This is a genomic window from Acidobacteriaceae bacterium, from assembly GCA_028283655.1.
Taxonomy (GTDB): domain Bacteria; phylum Acidobacteriota; class Terriglobia; order Terriglobales; family Acidobacteriaceae; genus Granulicella.
Genome location: JAPWKE010000003.1, coordinates 3,230,414 through 3,248,377, shown reverse-complemented (window position 1 = coordinate 3,248,377; position 17,964 = coordinate 3,230,414). Strand labels below are relative to the sequence as shown.

Genomic DNA, 17,964 nt, shown 5'->3' with positions numbered 1-17,964 from the left:
TGGGAACGCGGGTATCACAGTTCAGATGCAAGCTGTCAGGGAGCGTTTCCTGCGCTTCTACGCGCCGTGGTCGCGCAGTGCTGCCAGCGCAGCGTTATGGCCGCACATGCCGTGTACACCGCCGCCCGGAGGCGTCGAGGAGCTGCACAGATACAACCGCGGATTGCTGGTGCGGTAGAGCTTCTTTGTGGGGCGGAAGAGAAGTTGGTTGAGCGTCATCGCGCCGCCGGAGATGTCGCCGCACGCGAGGTTCGGGTTCCATGCTGCAAGCTCGGCAGCGGAGCTCGCTCGGCGCGCCAGAATCACATCGCGAAAGCCTGGGGCAAAACGCTCGACCTGACGCTCGATCAGTTCGGTGCGGTCGGCGCGTGAGCCGGTGGGGACGTGGCAGTAGGCCCACGCCGTGTGCTTGCCTGCGGGGGCGCGCGAGTCGTCGAAGAGGCTCGGCTGCACCAGCAGAACGAAGGGCTTGTCGGTCTCGCCGCCGTTGAACGCCGTGTACTCCGACTGTGCGATCTCTTCGAGCGAGCCGCCCAGATGGATCGTCGCGGCGCGCAGGCAGTTCTTCGCGGTCCAGGGAATCGGCTCGCTAAGGGCCCAGTCGAGTTTGAAGATGCCGGGGCCGCGCTGGAAGCGCTCGAGCGAGTCGCGGAAGGCTGGCGTCAGCTCTTCTCCGGCGATCTTGATGAGTGCTTCCGGAATCACGTCGAAGAGCGTGGCATCCGCCGTGGGAACGTCGCTGAGCGAGCGGATCTCGTGCTCCAGCACGATCTCGCCACCGAGCGAACGGAGGTAGCTGGCGAGCGCCTGCGTCAGTCCGCCTGCACCGCCGCGAATGATCGGCCAGCCGGTGGCGTGGGCCGCTGAGGCGAGGATGAGTCCCGTGGCAGAGCTGGCGATGTGCGAGAGCGGAAGCACGGAGTGCGCGGCGCATCCGGCGAAGAGCGCACGCATGTGCGGGTCGTGGAAGCGGGTTTCCGCCAGCTTGCGTGCCGGCAGCATTGCGTCGATCCCGAAGCGGGCCATCTCAAACGGATGGTGCGGAATGCCCAGCAGCGGGTTCATCACGCCTTCGACGATCTCGGTCCAGTGCCGCAGCGACGGCGAAACAAGGTTGCGCCACGCCTTCACATCGCGACCCGGCATGTGTCGCACGGTCTCGTCGATGGAGTACTCAAGCGTTAGCGCGGTGCCGTCGTCGAACGGATGCGCCAGTGGCGACGTTGGCTCGATCCACTCCAGACCGTAGTCGGCCAGCGGCAGCGCCGCGAAGAACGGTGAGCAGACTCCGAGCGGATATACCGACGAGCCGAGGTCGTGTTTGAAGCCCGGTAGCGTGACTTCGGCGGTCGAACACGCGCCGCCGAGCATGGCGTTGCGTTCGTATACGGTGACGGCGACGCCTCGCTGGGCGAGGGTGATCGCCGCTGCGAGGCCGTTGGGGCCGGAACCGATAATGTTCGCTGTGCGCAGTGCCATAAGCGTCAGGTGAAGCGTGGTGCCGCTAAGCGCGTTGTGAGCCGCCGAGGCTGGTCAGGGCCGCAGTGATGCGTTCGGTGGAGCTGGTGATCTCTTCGTCGGTCAACGTACGTTCGGGCGACTGCAACGTCGTGCGCACCAGCAGCGAGTAGCTGCCAGCGGCCACGGCCCTGCCCTTCGGGTCGCGGAAGATCTCGACTGCAGAAACGGAGGTGAGAACGGGGATCGCGAGGCCGCGAATGGCGGTGTCGATCGCGCTCCACTGCACGCTGTCCGGGAAGAGGAACGAGAAGTCGCGCGCCACGGACTGGAAGCGCGAAAGCTCGCGAATCACAGGCTGGCGCAGCGTCGTTTCGAGCAGCGTCTGCGCGTCGAGTTCGGCGAGCACGCACGTCTGCTTCAGCTTGCGGCGTTGCAACTCCGTGGAGCTGAGTTCGCCGAAGCTGCCGGCAAGCTTGCCATCGATCAAAACGTTTGCGCCACGGCCTGCTTCGATCCACGTCGGCAGATTGTCTGCCGAGAAGCTGACCGCACCGTTGAACTTCGCGAGTACAGCCTCCAGCGCGCCCTTGGCCTCATAGAAGAGTGCGTCCGCAGCGGTGTAGAGCGCAGTCGCGAGAGCGTTGCCGGTTAGACCGAGTGCGAGCGACTGGCGCTCGGTGACCTCGGCGGTGGAACCGGTGAACGCTGTGCCCAGCTCAAAGAGACGCACGGTGTCGACGTCGCGGTTCAGGTTCAGCGCCAGCGCGGAGGCCATGTTGGCCGCAAGCGCAGGACGCAGCACGCCCGCTTCTTCGCTCAGGGGGTTGCCCATCGGCACAGCGGGCGTCGCAGCGAAGATCGCTGCCGCTTCGGCTGAGACAAAGGTGCTGGAGATGGTTTCGCTGAAGCCAAGCGCGCGCAGTGTCGTGCGGATCACGCGCTCCTGCTCGGCGTGCGGCAGGTCGATGACCTCGCCCGAGAATGTCGGCAACGTATCGGCGAAGCGGTTGTAGCCGTAGACGCGGGCCACTTCTTCGATCAGATCGATCTCGCGTTCCAGGTCGAGACGCCAACTCGGCAGCCTCGCGAGAAAATCTCCCGGCGCGCCGTTCGGCGTCAGCTCGCAGCCCAGTGCGGAGAGGTACTGCGTGATGAGTTCTGCGGAAAGTTCAGAGCCATCGAGCGTCGTGCCCAGGTGCCGCTGCACTTCGCTGACGCGAAGCTGAATCGGCTTGCGCTCGGCGGTCTTCGCCGCCAGCGCGGGGACGATCACGTCCACCAGCGGGCCTTCTACTTCGCCGCCCGCCTGTTCGAGCACGAGGCGCGTAATCAGGGCGTTGGCAACAGGTGCCGCGTTGAAGTCAGCGCCTCGTTCGAAGCGGTGTGAGGCATCGGTGTGCAGGCCGTGGCGGCGCGAGCTGGCGCGGATCGAAGCGGGATCAAACCATGCGGCTTCAACGAGAATGTTCTTCGTCTCCTCCGTCACGCGCGACTCCCACCCGCCCATCACGCCTGCCAGACCAAGGGCCTTCTTTTCATCGGCGACGACGAGGTCGTCTGCGACGAGCGTCTTCTCGGTGCCATCGAGCAGGCGCAGCTTCTCGCCCGCCATTGCACGGCGAACGACGATCGCGCCTTCAACCTTGTCGAGGTCAAAGACGTGCGTCGGCTGCCCCATTGCGAGCCAGCCAAAGTTCGTGACATCCACTGGACCGGAGATCGGTTTCTGGCCGAGCGCGGCAAAGTATCCGGCGATCATGCCTGTGGCGGGCTTCACCGTAACGCCGCGAAGGATGCGCGTCGTAAAGCGTCCGCAGAGGTCTTCGGCCTCGATACGAACGGGATAGCCTGCACCCTCGCGCGTCTCCTTTACGGGAGCCGCCAGCGAGGCGGTCAGCGGCGTCAGCGCCACGTTATAGATAGCGGCAGCTTCGCGCGCTACGCCGTAGTGGTTCATGGCGTCGACGCGATTGGTCGTGATGTCCATCTCGAAGCGCGTACCGTTGCCGTCGGCAAAGGGGAACTCGCCTTCGACGGCGATGCCGCGGAGTGTGAGGTCCTCGGCAAGCTGGCGGTCAGAGACCGGAAGGGCAGGCAGAAACGAGCGGATCCAGGGAGTTATCAGGTTCATTGCGGTTCAGTGGTCTATTGTCTCAAACGTTGAAGAAAAGATGGATATCGAAAATATTTGCATCAATATACTTTTCCTGCTCATCTTGTTCCGGTAGAGTGGTGAAACTGGAAAGCCAGGGCGCGGCAAGGTGCGACCGGCACGTTTCCCACGAGGAGATTTCGATGAAGAAGAACATGATTCTGGCAGCAGCGGCTGCGCTCGTTCTGGCGCCCGCTATGGGTGCGTTCGCACAGACGAGCACGTGGACGATTGATCCGGCACACTCGCAGTCCAACTTCGAGATCCGCCACATGGGCATCTCGAACGTGCGCGGCTCGATCAGCGGCATCAAGGGCGAGATTGTCTGGGACGAAAAGGACGCGTCAAAGGATTCGGTCGTTGCCGACCTGGATGCCAACACCGTCGACACCACGATGGAAGCACGCGATAAGCACCTCAAGTCGCCTGACTTCTTCGACGTCGCAAAGAACCCGACGATCCACTTCCAGTCCACCAAGGTTGTGCACGAAGGTGGCAAGCTGGTCGTATGGGGCAACCTGACGCTGGCTGGTGTGACCAAGCTGGTGAAGCTCGACGTCGACGGCCCGGTTCCCCCGCAGAAGGGCATGAAGGGCGGCCTGGTCAGCGGCTTCTCGGCAAGCACCGTGATCAAGCGCGCAGACTTTAACTTCGGTCCCAAGTTTGCTCCTCCCATGCTGGGCGATGAAGTGAAGATCACCCTCGATCTCGAGATCGGCAAGAAGTAACCAAGGATCGTTCGCAACGAGCATAGAGGCCGCCGGATCACTCCGGCGGCCTCTGTGTTTTTGCTTGCGTTGTTAGCGAATGTCGAACCCGTACCCACCCAGGTAGAACCCGCTCGTCACCGTCACGCTGGCCGGCGTGGTGTCGCCGGTTGCCGAGGTCGGGAAGTCGATCAGGTAGTTCGTTCCTCCGGTGTTCTGTGTCTGCATCGCCGCAAAGAGCCGGTTGGTCGCGTTGTCGATGTGCATGGTGTTCATCGCACCGGGCCGCAGCGTCGGGAAGGTGATGGTCTTCAGCGCGGTCGCCACGCCGCTCGTGGTCGGGCCGTACTCCGAAATAAACGTCGGCGTCGTGCTCAGTGCACCGGGATTCTCAGCGATGTAGACATCGCGTGAGCTATCCAGCACTAGCGAGCTCAGCGCCACGCCTCGGGTCGTGAACGAGCGCGTCGGCGTCACGTTGCCATCACTGTTTGCCGGGAACACCAGCAGCCGCCCCACCATGTTCGACGAGATCGCATACCCGACCACGCCGTCGTTGGTCAGCACGTAGAGATTGTTGTCGGAGTCAAACGTGATTCCATTCACCGAGGTGTAGAGGCTGCTGTTCAACAGCGTGTTCGCACCGCTAATTGACTTCATCGGCGTGGCTGCACCGTCAGCGGTCGGGGAAAACTCCTGAATCACATACAAATTGTTCAGCCCGCGCACGAGCCACAGATTATTGCTTGAATCAAAGGCCATCGACTGGATGCCGTCGTAGGTCGCCGAGGTCATCGTGATGGTGCGCGTCGGCGTCGCCGTACCGGTCGCACCGGCCGCGTACACCATCACCTGCAGGCCATTCGCCGCACCGGTCATGCCAGCCACATAGAGCGCGCCGTTGCTGTCGAGCGCCAAAACTTCAGGCTGCAGTCCCGTCGGCAGCGTCAGCGTGGACGAAGCCGTCACCGCGCCACTCGAAGTGGCGGGAAACGTCTGCACCTGGAACGGCGTCTGCGTCGTCGGACGCACAATCGCGTATAGCGTGCTGACTCCAGTAGGCGTCGGGACAGGGATGGGATTGGGTGTGGCGACGCTGGAAGAACTGCCTCCGCAACCAACTAGAGAGGCAATAAGAAATGGTGCAGCCAATAGGCCGCGGAGCACGGTAGACGTGCGCAGCATGGGAAAGCTCCTGAGGTGGGTGATAAGGCTAGAGCCTACCACGGAAACGTATCCACTTCTGCGCTTTCTGCTAGTTAGCACTTAGGTGATTCCGCGTGATTTCGCGACATATCGACATGCGACACTGCTACCCTTACTGACGACATCCTCACCCCGTTCGTCCGACTCCTCAGGAAAAAGTCCTTCGATCATCTGACCGAGCTGCCCGCTTTGCTGGCAGTGAGTGGAAACGTTTGTCGTTATCGGTCGGTAGAGGTTTGTCCAATCGAAAGGCAATTACAGAAAACATGCGTCAAATCATCAAGCTGAGCTTCACTTTCCTTGCACTTCTTGCCGTGGCCACCGTGACCTCCAGCGCACAGACTGAAAAGCACCACCTGATCGACACCCACGTTGGCGTCATTGCAGGTGCAGCCGCAGGCAACTACAACCTGAACGAAACCGATGGCACCAGCTATCTCAACCTGGATTCAGCTTTCTCGGGTGGTCGCGTCGGTGTTCACGGCGGCGTTGATTTCAACCTACACGGCCTCGTTGTCGGCGCTCTCGCCGACTGGTCATGGTCGAACGCTCATTTCAAGTTCAACGAGTCCTCGAACACCGGCCTTCTCGATGGTCTGCAGAGCAAGATTAAGCAGATGACTACCGTTCGTGGCCGCGTCGGACGCCGCTACCACCGCGCTCTGCCGTACGTTCATGGCGGTCTGCTTGTTGCCGACACTGAGTTCAAGGTCACCGGCGCGATCTCCAGCGGGACCGGCGTTTACAGCCAGAGCAAGGTTCACAACGGCTACGTTGCCGGCGCGGGCCTGGAGTACGCTCTCGCTCACCACGTCTCGTTCGTGACCGAATACGGCTACAACCATGTTGGCAACATTGCTGTGCCGGAAGTGCTCTTCACCGCCACAAATGGTGTGAGCTCTACGCAGACGGTAAACTTCAGCACCGTCACCGCAGGCGTCAACTACCATTTCTAAGCTTTAGCAAAACGTCGAAAGGGCCAGCATTTGCTGGCCCTTTCGACGTTTTATTTCGTTCTAGGCGAACTGTTCGAGGAAGCGTGTATCGCCCGAGTAAAGCAGGCCGATATCGCTGATGCCGTACTTCATCATCGTGATGCGGTCGACGCCCATGCCGAAGGCAAAGCCGGAGATCTTCGACGTGTCGTAGACGGGGTCCTTGCCCAGTTCGATGCGTCGTTTGTTCACGGCTTCGAAGACGTTCGGGTCGACCATGCCGCAGCCCAGCAGTTCGATCCAGCCGGAGTGCTTGCACTTGCGGCAGCCCTTGCCGCCGCAGAAGATGCAGGAGATCTGCACGTCGGCGCTCGGCTCCGTGAACGGAAAGAACGACGGGAAGAAGCGCGTTTTCACGCTGGAGCCAAAGAGAGACTTCATCGCGTGGTCGAGCGTGCCCTTCAGGTCGCTGAACGTGATGTTGGTATCCACGCACAGGCCTTCGACCTGGTGGAAGACTGGCGAGTGCGTCGCATCGGACTCGTCGTTGCGGTGCACCTTGCCGGGGATGACGAGGCGCAGGGGTGGGTCGTCCATCAGCATGGAGCGGATCTGTACCGGCGAGGTGTGCGTGCGCATCAGCAGGCGGTCGCGCAACGGTTTTCCATCCTGGTCGGCGATCACGAGCGTGTCCTGCGTGTCGCGCGCGGGGTGGTTCGGGGGGAAGTTCAGCGACTCGAAGTTGTAGAAGTCGCTTTCGACCTCGGGGCCAAGGCGCGGCGAGTATCCCATGCGGCGGAAGACTTCGACGACTTCAGCCATCGTCTTTACCAGCGGATGCTCCGCGCCAACCGGCTGCGTGGTTCCGGGCAGGGTGAAGTCCAGCGCACGCGCGGTCGACTTGGCGGATGCGCTCGCACCGGCACCGCTGATGGCGGCTTCAATTTCGTCCTTGAGCGCGTTGAAGCGCTGGCCGATAAGCTTCTTCGCTTCGACGGGCGCGGTCTTCAGCCAGACGTCGGAGAGCTGCTTCAGGCGGCCCTGCTTGCGGCCAAGCCATTCAAGACGAAAGGCCTCTGCGTCAAAACCGGGTGCGGTGATGGAGGCCTGCGCGTCTGCGAGCACGGCGGCGAACGCCTGCTCAATGGCTGCGGGAGAAAAATCTGTGAGTTGCTGAATATCCAACGTCGATCCTTACGAGGGCGCGCTGCAAGCTGCGCCAGAACAGTGCTTCTATCTTACGGGGTGCGGTCGTCTGGAGCGAGGCGGTGATGCTGGCGGGGTGAGAGAGGATCCAGGGTTCAGGGCCTCGCGTCGAGAAGGCAAGAACATTGATCTCCACAACGGCAAAGTTTTTTGGGCCTTGAATCCTGGGCCCTAAACCCTGGCTCCTAAGGCCACATGGCCCAGATCACTACCGCGGCCATGAGAACGCCGAGCAGCAGGCTGCGCTTGTCGGTGCAGGCCCAGACGACGGGGTCGTCGTGCATTTCGCCACGGCTGGCGAGCATCCACACCTGGCTAAGCCAGAGCAGAAGCACCGGCACTACCAGCCACAGGCGAACCGTGTGGTGATAGAGCAACGCGGTCTCTGGGTTCGAGATATATACCGCCATCACGACGACCGAGGCGTACGCCGCTCCCGTGCCGAGCGCGCGCAACTGTTCCAGATCGGAGACGAAGTATCCGCGGCCGTTCGTCACAGAGCTTCCGCGTTCGCGCAGGCTTTCCAGCTCGGCGAAGCGTTTGACGAACGCCAGCGAGAGGAAGAAAAACACGCTGAAACCCGCCAGCCAGGGCGAAATAGGCACACCCGTCGCGGCTGATCCGGCGAGGATGCGCACGGTGTACAGGCCGCTGAGGACGAAGACGTCCAGCAGCAGTTTTTTCTTCAGATAGAAGGAGTATGTCAGCGTCGTGACCGTGTAAAGTCCCAGCCAGCCAAGGAACGCATAGGGTTCCGTCAGTATGTAGGGCCCGGGCATGGCATCGACGATCCGGGGCAGGGCAATGGCCAGCAGAATGGCCAGCGTAAAGAGGACGGCGACGTTGGCGAAGCCTGCAAACATCGACAGATCGCCGGCTGCGAACGGGCGACGGCGCTTGCGAGGGTGCCGACGGTCGGTTTCGATGTCCAGCAGATCGTTGATGATGTACGTCGCGGAAGCGCAGAGGCCGAAGCTGAAGAACGCTGTTAGCGCACCAGCAAAGGTGGCGAGATTGATCTGGTGGCCGAGCAGCATCGGCACAAAGATCAGTACATTCTTGGCCCATTGGTGCAGGCGGACAGCTTTTAACCAGCTTTTCACCAACGGCGTGCGGTCTTCGAAGCTGGCGGCAGGAACGGTCCCTGCCTTGCGCAGTCCTGCGGTCAGGGCACCGTGCGGGTTGGCGACCATCGGGGACTGGCAGGCGTTCAGCAGCTTGATGTCGGGCTTTGCGTTGCCGATGTAGCAGAATCCATCTTTGCCGAACTGCTTCTCAAAAGCCGCGAGTTTATTGCTTCCGGCCAGGTTGACTTCGCCGTCCGAGGCCAGGGTACCGGCAAAGATGCCCACATATTCGGCGACCCGGTCGGCGAGGCTCTTGTCTGCTGCGGTGGCGAGGTAGATGGCGCGTCCGCGGCCATGCTCCTGTCGCAGCCACTCCAGCAGCGGCCGGTTGTACGGCAAATGTTCAACGTCGAGCTCGACCGAGCGCGTGACGTTGCGCTTAAAACTGGCCTTGCCCTGGGCGATCCAGCCAGGAACCTGCATGATTTTGCCGGGGTGACGGCGCACCAGAGCCAGCAGGGAGTCGTGCAGTGTGTCGGATTTTGTCAATGTACCGTCCAGGTCCACGCAGAGCGCGACGCCAGGGCGGAGGCTATCTTGTGGCAATGGCGGTACTTCCGGCAAAATGGCTCCTATAGAGGTGAGAGTGCCGGATTGGATACCGGCTCGCTTCGAAACTCTCTGCTTTTATCTCTCGTCACTATACCGTCAGTAAGATCGTCTTTCTCCGACGTATTGGCTTGCCAGTGGTTCGGCGTATAGGGTGAAGTGTGCCATGGGCGCAAACCCCAGACGTCGTTTCAGCGTCCGAGAGAGTGTCCTAAGAAACACAAAGCAAGAATCTTCCGCAGGAGTTCCCCCAGGCGTATGCCCGACGCGCACAATACCCCCACCCACCAGCAGCCCACGGTCACGGACCCCGGTCACCTTTTGCCGGCACACGCAACGGAAGATACTCCGCGCCACGGTGGCAGCGGGCGTCTCTGGATTGTGCTGCTGATTATTCTGCTCGTCATCGGCGTTATCTTCTGGCGCATTCACTCCAATAACGCTGCTACTAAGAAGGAAGCTGCCAAGGCGGAAGCTGCTGCGAATCGCCCGACCCCCGTACAGACCGTGCCGGTGCAGTTCAAGACCGTGCCTGTCTTCCTGAGCGCGCTGGGAACGGTAACGGCCTACAACACTGTCACCCTGAACTCGCGCGTCGATGGTCAGTTGCTGCAGGTGAACTTCCGCGAAGGGCAGACCGTGAAGAAGGGGCAGTTGCTGTTGCAGATCGACCCCCGTCCCTACCAGGCGACGCTGGATCAGGCGATCGGCACCCTGGCCAAGGACGAAGCGAACCTGAAGTACGCGCAGGCAGAGGCCCAGCGGTACTCGGCGCTCTATCAGGCTGGTGTCGTCTCCAAGGAGTCGCAGCAGACGCAGGTCTCCACCGCTGGACAGGCGGAAGGCACGGTGAAGGCGGACCGCGCAGCTATCGAGTCGGCCCGCGTAAACCTTGGTTACACGCGCATCTACTCGCCGATCGACGGTGTGGTTGGTCTGCGCCAGGTAGATCCCGGCAACCTTGTCCTGGCCAGCAGCACGACCGGCCTTGTGGTCATCACGCAGATCCACCCGATCGCCGTTGTCTTCACCCTGCCGGAAGATCAGCTCTCGCTGGTGCAGAAGGCGATGAAGGGCGGCAACAAGCTGGTCGTCGAAGCGTATGACCGCGCTGACTCCCACAAGATCGCCGCCGGCACGCTGCTGACGATCGACAACCAGATTGACACCACCACGGGCACGGCCAAGTTGAAGGCAATCTTTGACAACAAGGACAGCGAACTCTTCGCCAACCAGTTCGTCAACGTTCGCCTGATTCTGAACGAGCGCCAGAACGCGACCGTGATTCCGACTGCGGCTATCGAGAGCGGTACGAAGGGCGATTACATCTTCGTGGTGAACTCCGGCCCGACGCCTCAGGACAAGCTGCAGAACCAGCCCTCAGCCAGTGCGGCGAAGGCTGCAGGCACGACCGAAACGGCTAAGGACGACGGCGCTGCCAAGTACCACGCGGATCAGGTTCTGGTGCACGTGGACTTCGTCATCGGCACGCAGTCGATCCTGTCCAGCGGAGTTCTTCAGCAGGGCCAGCAGGTTGTGATCGACGGCCAGGAGAAGCTGGTTGACGGCGCGAATGTCACCCCTCTCGCTGCCAAGACCTCGCCGAAGCCGGCAGCGGCTGCCGATACGGGGAACAGCGGTCTCGTTACCGACTCATCGACACCCTCGAGCGGGAGCCATGCGCATAACGCGTCTGGCCCCGGCTCGACCGTCAACTCAACGCCCAGCGGTAGCGCAAACGGCGGAGGATCGAACTAGTGAGCCCTTCACGGCCATTTATTCTGCGGCCGGTGGCCACCACGTTGTTAATGGTGGCCATTTTGCTTGCGGGCGCAGTAGCGTACATGCAGCTTCCGGTCAGCGCGTTGCCGGAGGTGGATTACCCGATTATTCAGGTGACGACCTTCTATCCGGGCGCAAGCCCGGAGGTGATGGTGAACTCGGTCACTTCGCCGCTCGAGCGCCAGTTCGGCCAGATCCCCGGCCTGCAGCAGATGACCAGCGTCTCCTCCGGCGGCGGCTCCGTCATCACGCTGGAGTTCTCGCTCTCTGAGTCCATCGACATCGCCCAGCAGGATGTGCAGGCGGCCATCAACGCCGCCAACAGCTACCTGCCTACCGATCTGCCGAACCCGCCGGTCTATGCGAAGGTGAACCCGGCCGATGCACCGATTCTCACGCTTTCACTGACGTCGAACACGCTGCCGCTATCCAAGGTGGAAGATCTCGCCGATACCGTGCTGGCGCAGAAGATCTCGCAGCTCACCGGCGTCGGTCTCGTGTCGATCGCTGGCGGACAGAAGCCGTCGGTACGTATCCAGGCGAACCCCACGGCGCTGGCCAGCTACGGCCTTTCACTCGAAGACATTCGTACGGCGATTGCTGAAACGAGCATCGATCAGGCGAAGGGCTCGCTGAACGGACCCCGCCAGGCTTACACGATTGGCGCAAACGATCAGCTGCTCAACTCCACCGACTACCAGAACGTCATCATCGCGTATCGCAACGGCGCTCCCGTGCGGTTGAAGGATGTGGCGAACTCCATCGATGGTGCAGAGAACCTGTATCAGGCTGCATGGACGGGGAAGGCTGCCGTCGAAGAGCACACGGACAAGGACAAGTTCGGCAATAAAGTTACCGTTCCGGCGACCAAGGCCTCGCTCGATCCTGCGGTGCTGCTCAATATTCAGCGTCAGCCCGGAGCGAACATCATCGGCGTCGTCGATCGTGTTCAGGCTCTGCTGCCCAAGCTGCAGGCTTCGTTGCCCCCGGGTGTGAAGCTGGAAGTTCTCACTGATCGAACCAGCACCATCCGCGCTTCGGTGTCGGACGTGAAGTTTGAGCTGTGTCTCACCATCGCGCTCGTGGTCATGGTGATCTTCCTCTTCCTGCGTTCGTTCGCGGCGACGGTGATTCCGGCGGTAGCGGTACCGTTGTCGATTGTCGGCACGTTCTGCGTGATGTACATGCTTGGCTACTCGCTCGACAACCTGTCGCTGATGGCGCTGACCATCTCGACCGGCTTCGTCGTCGACGATGCCATCGTGATGATTGAGAACATTGATCGCTACCTTGAGATGGGGGACACTCCTCTCGAGGCAGCGCTCAAGGGCTCCGAGCAGATCGGCTTTACGATTCTCTCGCTGACTGTCTCGCTCATCGCCGTGCTCATCCCGCTGCTCTTCATGGGAGACATCGTCGGTCGCCTCTTCCGCGAGTTTGCTGTGACGCTTTCGGTGACGATTCTCGTCTCTGCCGTCGTCTCGCTCACGTTGACGCCGATGATGTCCGCCCGCCTGCTGAAGCACAAGCCGGAGAGCGAACGTGGCAAGCTCTACAACGCGTCGGAGCGGTTCTTCACGCGCACCATCGAGCTCTACGGTCATGGTGTGAAGTGGGTTCTGGCGCACCAGAAGTTCACGTTGGCCGTCACCGTCGCCACGTTCATCGTTACCGTGGTGCTCTACATCATCGTGCCCAAGGGCTTCTTCCCGGTGCAGGACACCGGCGTCATCGTTGCCATTACGCAGGCTGACCAGGGAACCAGTTTCTCGGCGATGTCTACCCGGCAGCAGGCGCTGGCAAAGGCGCTGCTCGATGACCCCGATGTTGTGAACCTATCGAGCTTCATCGGTATCGACGGCACCAACCAGACGCTGAACTCGGGCCGCATTCAGATTGATTTGAAGGACCGCGATCATCGTTCCGACGACGTCATGACAGTGCTCGCGCGCCTGCAACGCAAGGCCAATGCTGTCACCGGCATTGAGACGTATCTGCAGGCCTCGCAGGATCTCACGGTAGAAGATCGAGTCTCGCGTACGCAGTATCAGTACTCGGTCGAAGATCCCAGCCAGACAGAGCTTTCTTCAGCGACAGACAAGATCGTCGATGCGTTGAAGAAGTTGCCGGAGTTGAAGGATGTCGCCAGCGACATGCAGATCAACGGCCTCGGCACGCAGATCACTATCGATCGTGACACGGCCTCGCGCCTCGGCATCACGCCACAGAACATCGACGACACGCTCGACGATGCCTTCGGCCAGCGCCAGATCTCGACCATCTTCACGCAGCTCAACCAGTACCACGTCGTGCTGGAGGTCGCTCCAAACTTCCAGCGCACGAACGATGCTTTGAGCAAGCTGTATGTGAAGAGTTCAAACGGCACGCAGGTTCCGCTCTCTACGTTCATCACCGTATCGCCCTCGCCAGCGGCGTTGTCGATCGGCCGACAGGGCCAGTTTCCGGCTAACACTGTCTCGTTCAACCTCGCCGATGGCAAGAGCATTGGTGAAGCGGTAAAGGCGGTGAACAAGGCTGTCGCTGGGTTGAACCTTCCGCTCAGCGTGCAGACGCAGTTTGAAGGAACGGCTGCTGCGTTTGAAGCCTCACTCGCAAACGAGCCGATCCTTATTCTTGCTGCGCTCATCACGGTGTACATCGTGCTGGGCGTGCTGTACGAAAGCTACATTCATCCGGTCACGATTCTCTCCACGCTGCCTTCGGCGGGCGTCGGAGCCATCCTTGCGCTGCTGCTCTTCCACGAGGACCTTTCGGTCATCGCGTTGATTGGCATCATCCTGCTCATCGGCATCGTGAAAAAGAACGCCATCATGATGATCGATTTTGCGCTCGAGGCCGAGCGTGAGCAGGGCATGGAGCCGGAAGAGGCGATCTATCAGGCCTGCCTGCTGCGCTTCCGTCCCATCATGATGACGACGATGGCCGCATTGCTAGGCGCTGTGCCACTGGCCTTCGGTTCGGGTACGGGTTCGGAGCTTCGCCGTCCGCTCGGTATCTCGATCATCGGCGGCCTCATCATCTCGCAGATCCTTACGCTCTTCACCACGCCGGTTGTGTACCTGTTCTTTGACCGCATCGGCCGTAAGTATCTCGGCACGGCAAAGGCTGATGAAGAGCTGTACGAGCACTCGCACGGTGGCCAGCATCGTCCGGAACATCCGCAAACGGCAGCGGGGGACTAACCCCCCGCTGCCCACGACAACACGTGAGCGAACCCTGGTTTCTGCATGAGCTTTGAAAAACCCCAACCCGGCGACAAGACCCCACACGATGCTCCGCTTCCCGGCGACTACGCCAAGGCGCACGGCAATGGCGGTGCGAACGAACGTGCAGGCGAGCAGGCTCCTGACGAGCCGCACGTCACGCAGCAGGAGCTCGGTGAATCTGGCGAGCCTATCGGTGGCGTTCACTTTTCGGCACCGTTTATCCAGCGCCCTGTCGCAACGTTCCTGCTCTCCATCGCGATCCTCATCGCCGGCAGCGTAGCGTACAACCTGCTGCCTGTCTCTTCGCTGCCGCAGGTGGAGTTTCCGGTCATTGCGGTTGGCGCATCGTTGCCTGGTGCTGACCCCAATACGATGGCCTCCTCGATCGCGACGCCGCTCGAGCGGCAGTTCACGCGTATCGCGGGCATCAATGAAATGACCTCGTCCTCCTCCACGGGGTCCACCAGCATCGTTCTGCAGTTCGACCTTTCGCGCGACATCAACGGTGCCGCGCGAGACGTCCAGGCTGCTATCAACGCTGCCCGCGCACAGCTTCCCGCCAACCTGCCTTCGAACCCGACGTACCGCAAGATCAACCCGGCCGACTCTCCGATTCTCATTCTTGCGCTGACCTCGGACGACGCTACGCGTGCGCAGATGTACGACGCGTCTGACTCCGTGCTCGCGCAGAAGATCGCACAGGTAGACGGTGTCGGCCAGGTCTTCACGGGTGGCTCGGCCAAACCCGCAGTCCGCATTGAAGCCAACCCGTACATGCTCTCCAGCTTCGGTCTCTCGCTCGAAGATGTGCGTACCGCCATGAGCACCGTGAACGTGCTCAAGCCTACGGGTTACCTCAACGGCGACGGGGAAAACGGACAGCGTACTCGCATTGCCACGACCGATCAACTGTATGGTTCGGCCGCGTATGCCCCGCTGATTATTGCCACCAATCGTGGCGCGGTTTCGAACGCCACTGCGGCCAGCGGCCTGCCGAGTTCTGTCGCTTCAGCCGTTTCCAGCGCCACGACCAGCAGTACCACGAGCACTACTTCCACCTCGAAGACAAGCAGCGCCGCCAGTACGGCGAGCAGCACGACAAGCAGTACCGCAGTCAAGAACTTCGCCACCTCCACCATCACTGATGTCGGCGCTACCAACGAGCACGGAGTCGTTCGCCTGCGCGATATCGCGCAGGTCGAGGACAACGTCGAAGACATCCACACCATGGGTCTCTTCAACGGCAAGCCCGCCATCCTTGTCGTGGTCTTCAAATCGCCCGGTGCGAACGTTATTCAAACCGTCGATAACGTGCTGAAGACCCTTCCGCAACTGCAGGCATCTATTCCGCCGAACATCAAGCTGGATGTGGTCCTCGACCGTACGCTCAGCATCCGCGCCTCGTTGAAGGACGTTGAGTTCACGCTGATCATCTCGATCCTGCTGGTCGTTCTTGTGGTCTTCGTCTTCCTTCGCGAGGGTCGCTCGACTGTTATCCCGTCGATCTCCGTGCCGTTGTCGCTGCTGGGCACCTTCGGCGTGATGTACCTGCTCGGTTACACGCTGGATAACCTCTCGCTGATGGCGCTTACGATCTCGACCGGCTTCGTTGTCGACGATGCCATCGTTGTGATCGAAAACATCATGCGCCATCTTGAGATGGGCAAGAAGCCTTTCGAAGCTGCCATGATCGGCTCCAAGGAGATCGGCTTCACGGTCATGTCGATGTCCATCTCGCTGATCGCGGTCTTTATCCCGATCCTGATGATGCCGGGTATCGTCGGCCGCCTCTTCCGCGAGTTTGCCGTGACACTCTCGGTGGCCATCGCCGTTTCACTGGTCGTCTCGCTCACCACCACACCGATGCTCTCGGCCAAGTTCCTGAAGTCTCACGACGAGCAGAAGAAGGGTTGGTTCTACGTCACCGGCGAGCGCCATCTTGCTCGCCTTACTGCCGAGTACGAGCGCGGCCTGCAGTGGGTACTGCGCCACAAGATCTTCACGCTCTTCATCTTTGTCGTAACGTTCTTCCTGAACATTTACCTCTTCATCCTTGTCCCCAAGGGCTTCTTCCCGGAGCAGGATACAGGCCGTATTCAGGGGCAGTTGAAGGCCCAGCAGGACACGAGCTTCGATACGCTGAAGGCCCAGATTCAACAGGTGGCGAAGATCGTTGCCAAGGATCCACAGGTGGAAAACACGCTGGCGTTTGCCGGTGCCGGTGGTCCCGGCGGATCGTCGTCGAACACGGCGAGCATGTTCATCATTCTGAAGGACGCGGAGAAGCGTGCGAAGGAAGGCGAGACGGCTGACAAGATCATCCAGCGTCTCCGTCCGAAGACCTCGCACATGGCTGGTGCGCAGCTCTATATGCAGAGTTCGCAGGAGCTTCGCGTCGGTGGCCGCTCTTCCGCGGCCCTGTATCAGTACACGCTGATTGCTCCGGACACGACGACGCTCGACACATGGGCGCCGCAGTTGATGGCCGCCATGCAGAAACTGCCAGGCCTGAAGGACGTCGCGACCGACCAGCAGGACAACGGCCTCGAGAGCTATCTCACCATCGACCGCGATACGGCATCCCGTCTTGGAGTTAGCACGCTGACCATCGACGCCACGCTGAACGACGCATTCGGCCAGCGTCAGGTTTCGACCAGCTATCGTCCGCTCAACCAGTACCACGTGGTGCTTGAAGTGGCGCAGCCCTTCCAGCAATCGCCTGAGGCGTTGCAGTCGATCTACGTCAAGTCTTCGACGGGCGCCCAGGTGCCGCTGTCGGCTGTTACCAAGCTCACTACCTCGCGTATGCCGCTGGCCGTCAACCATCAGAGCATGTCCCCGGCCGCGACGCTCTCGTTCAACCTCACACCGGGCTACTCGCTCGGCCAGGCGACGATTGCGATTGAGTCGGCCCGCCAGAAGATCGGTATGCCGTCAACGATTCGCGGCGGATTTGCTGGTACCGCACAGGCGGCCAAGGCCTCTTTCTCGTCAGAGCCGTTGCTGATCCTGCTCGCGCTGGTCACGGTGTATATCGTGCTCGGCATCCTGTACGAAAGCTTCATCCATCCTCTGACAATTCTCTCCACCCTGCCTTCGGCGGGCGTGGGTGCTCTGCTGGCGTTGCTGCTCTTCAAGATCGACCTCAGCGTCATCGCGATGATTGGCATTATCCTTTTGATCGGCATCGTGAAGAAGAACGCCATCATGATGATCGACTTCGCGCTGGTCGCCGAGCGCGAACATGGCAAGTCGCCGCAGGAAGCCATCTATGAGGCTTGCCTGTTGCGTTTCCGTCCCATCATGATGACCACAATGGCCGCGCTGCTCGGCGCCATCCCGCTGGCTATGGGGACGGGGACAGGGTCGGAGCTTCGTCAGCCGCTGGGCGTCACCATCATCGGTGGCCTCATCGTCTCGCAGTGCCTCACTCTCTTCACCACGCCGGTCGTTTACCTCGCGTTTGAATGGGTCCGCCTCAAGCTGCCAGTCTGGCGTTCGTGGCTCTGGGACTTCGTCGGTTTGCCGCGTCGCAAGCCCTCCTCGCACGGTCCGGCAGGGCATGAGCCGCATCCGGCAGCGGGGGACTAGAACCTGATGGCGTTTTGCCGC

The 17,964-nt window shown here is 61.1% G+C and carries 10 protein-coding genes; 5 read left to right on the top strand and 5 right to left on the bottom strand.

Annotation, left to right across the window (positions count from 1 at the left end):
• Positions 1-57: 57 nt before the first annotated feature.
• Positions 58-1,479: an NAD(P)/FAD-dependent oxidoreductase gene (locus PW792_16210; GenBank protein MDE1163469.1), complete on the bottom strand. Its 1,422-nt coding sequence runs from the start codon at positions 1,477-1,479 to the stop codon at positions 58-60.
• Between the two features lie 25 nt (positions 1,480-1,504).
• Positions 1,505-3,592, bottom strand: coding sequence for a phenylalanine--tRNA ligase subunit beta (gene pheT, locus PW792_16205; protein MDE1163468.1), 2,088 nt, complete (start codon positions 3,590-3,592; stop codon positions 1,505-1,507).
• Positions 3,593-3,756: 164 nt separating this feature from the next.
• Here pheT and PW792_16200 point away from each other — a divergent pair, with 164 nt between their 5' ends.
• Positions 3,757-4,341 (top strand): YceI family protein, encoded by a 585-nt coding sequence (locus PW792_16200; protein MDE1163467.1) that lies wholly within the window; start codon positions 3,757-3,759, stop codon positions 4,339-4,341.
• A gap of 72 nt (positions 4,342-4,413) precedes the next feature.
• Here PW792_16200 and PW792_16195 read toward each other — a convergent pair whose 3' ends face one another.
• On the bottom strand, positions 4,414-5,505 hold the full coding sequence (locus tag PW792_16195; protein ID MDE1163466.1) for a hypothetical protein: 1,092 nt from the start codon (positions 5,503-5,505) through the stop codon (positions 4,414-4,416).
• A gap of 287 nt (positions 5,506-5,792) precedes the next feature.
• On the opposite strand from PW792_16195, the gene PW792_16190 reads away from it, so the two are divergent.
• Complete coding sequence (locus PW792_16190) at positions 5,793-6,482, top strand: outer membrane beta-barrel protein (protein ID MDE1163465.1); 690 nt, start codon at positions 5,793-5,795, stop codon at positions 6,480-6,482.
• Between the two features lie 60 nt (positions 6,483-6,542).
• Here the strand turns inward: PW792_16190 and pheS are convergent, their stop codons facing one another.
• Together pheS and PW792_16180 are read right to left on the bottom strand one after the other, a co-directional pair.
• Positions 6,543-7,646 carry a phenylalanine--tRNA ligase subunit alpha gene (gene pheS, locus PW792_16185; GenBank protein ID MDE1163464.1) on the bottom strand — a complete coding sequence of 368 codons (1,104 nt, stop codon included), beginning with the start codon at positions 7,644-7,646 and terminating at the stop codon, positions 6,543-6,545.
• A gap of 206 nt (positions 7,647-7,852) precedes the next feature.
• Entirely contained in the window at positions 7,853-9,358 is a 1,506-nt protein-coding gene (locus PW792_16180) for a UbiA family prenyltransferase (protein ID MDE1163463.1), read from the bottom strand.
• A gap of 243 nt (positions 9,359-9,601) precedes the next feature.
• Here PW792_16180 and PW792_16175 point away from each other — a divergent pair, with 243 nt between their 5' ends.
• Genes PW792_16175 through PW792_16165 form a run of 3 tightly spaced genes read left to right on the top strand, consistent with a single transcriptional unit; the run spans position 9,602 to position 17,943 of the window.
• Positions 9,602-11,101, top strand: a complete 1,500-nt coding sequence (locus PW792_16175; protein MDE1163462.1) for an efflux RND transporter periplasmic adaptor subunit — start codon at positions 9,602-9,604, stop codon at positions 11,099-11,101.
• Positions 11,101-14,328: an efflux RND transporter permease subunit gene (locus PW792_16170; protein MDE1163461.1), complete on the top strand. Its 3,228-nt coding sequence runs from the start codon at positions 11,101-11,103 to the stop codon at positions 14,326-14,328. Before PW792_16175 ends, PW792_16170 begins: the two co-directional genes overlap by 1 nt.
• Before the next feature lie 45 nt (positions 14,329-14,373).
• On the top strand, positions 14,374-17,943 hold the full coding sequence (locus PW792_16165; GenBank protein ID MDE1163460.1) for an efflux RND transporter permease subunit: 3,570 nt from the start codon (positions 14,374-14,376) through the stop codon (positions 17,941-17,943).
• Positions 17,944-17,964: the final 21 nt, after the last annotated feature.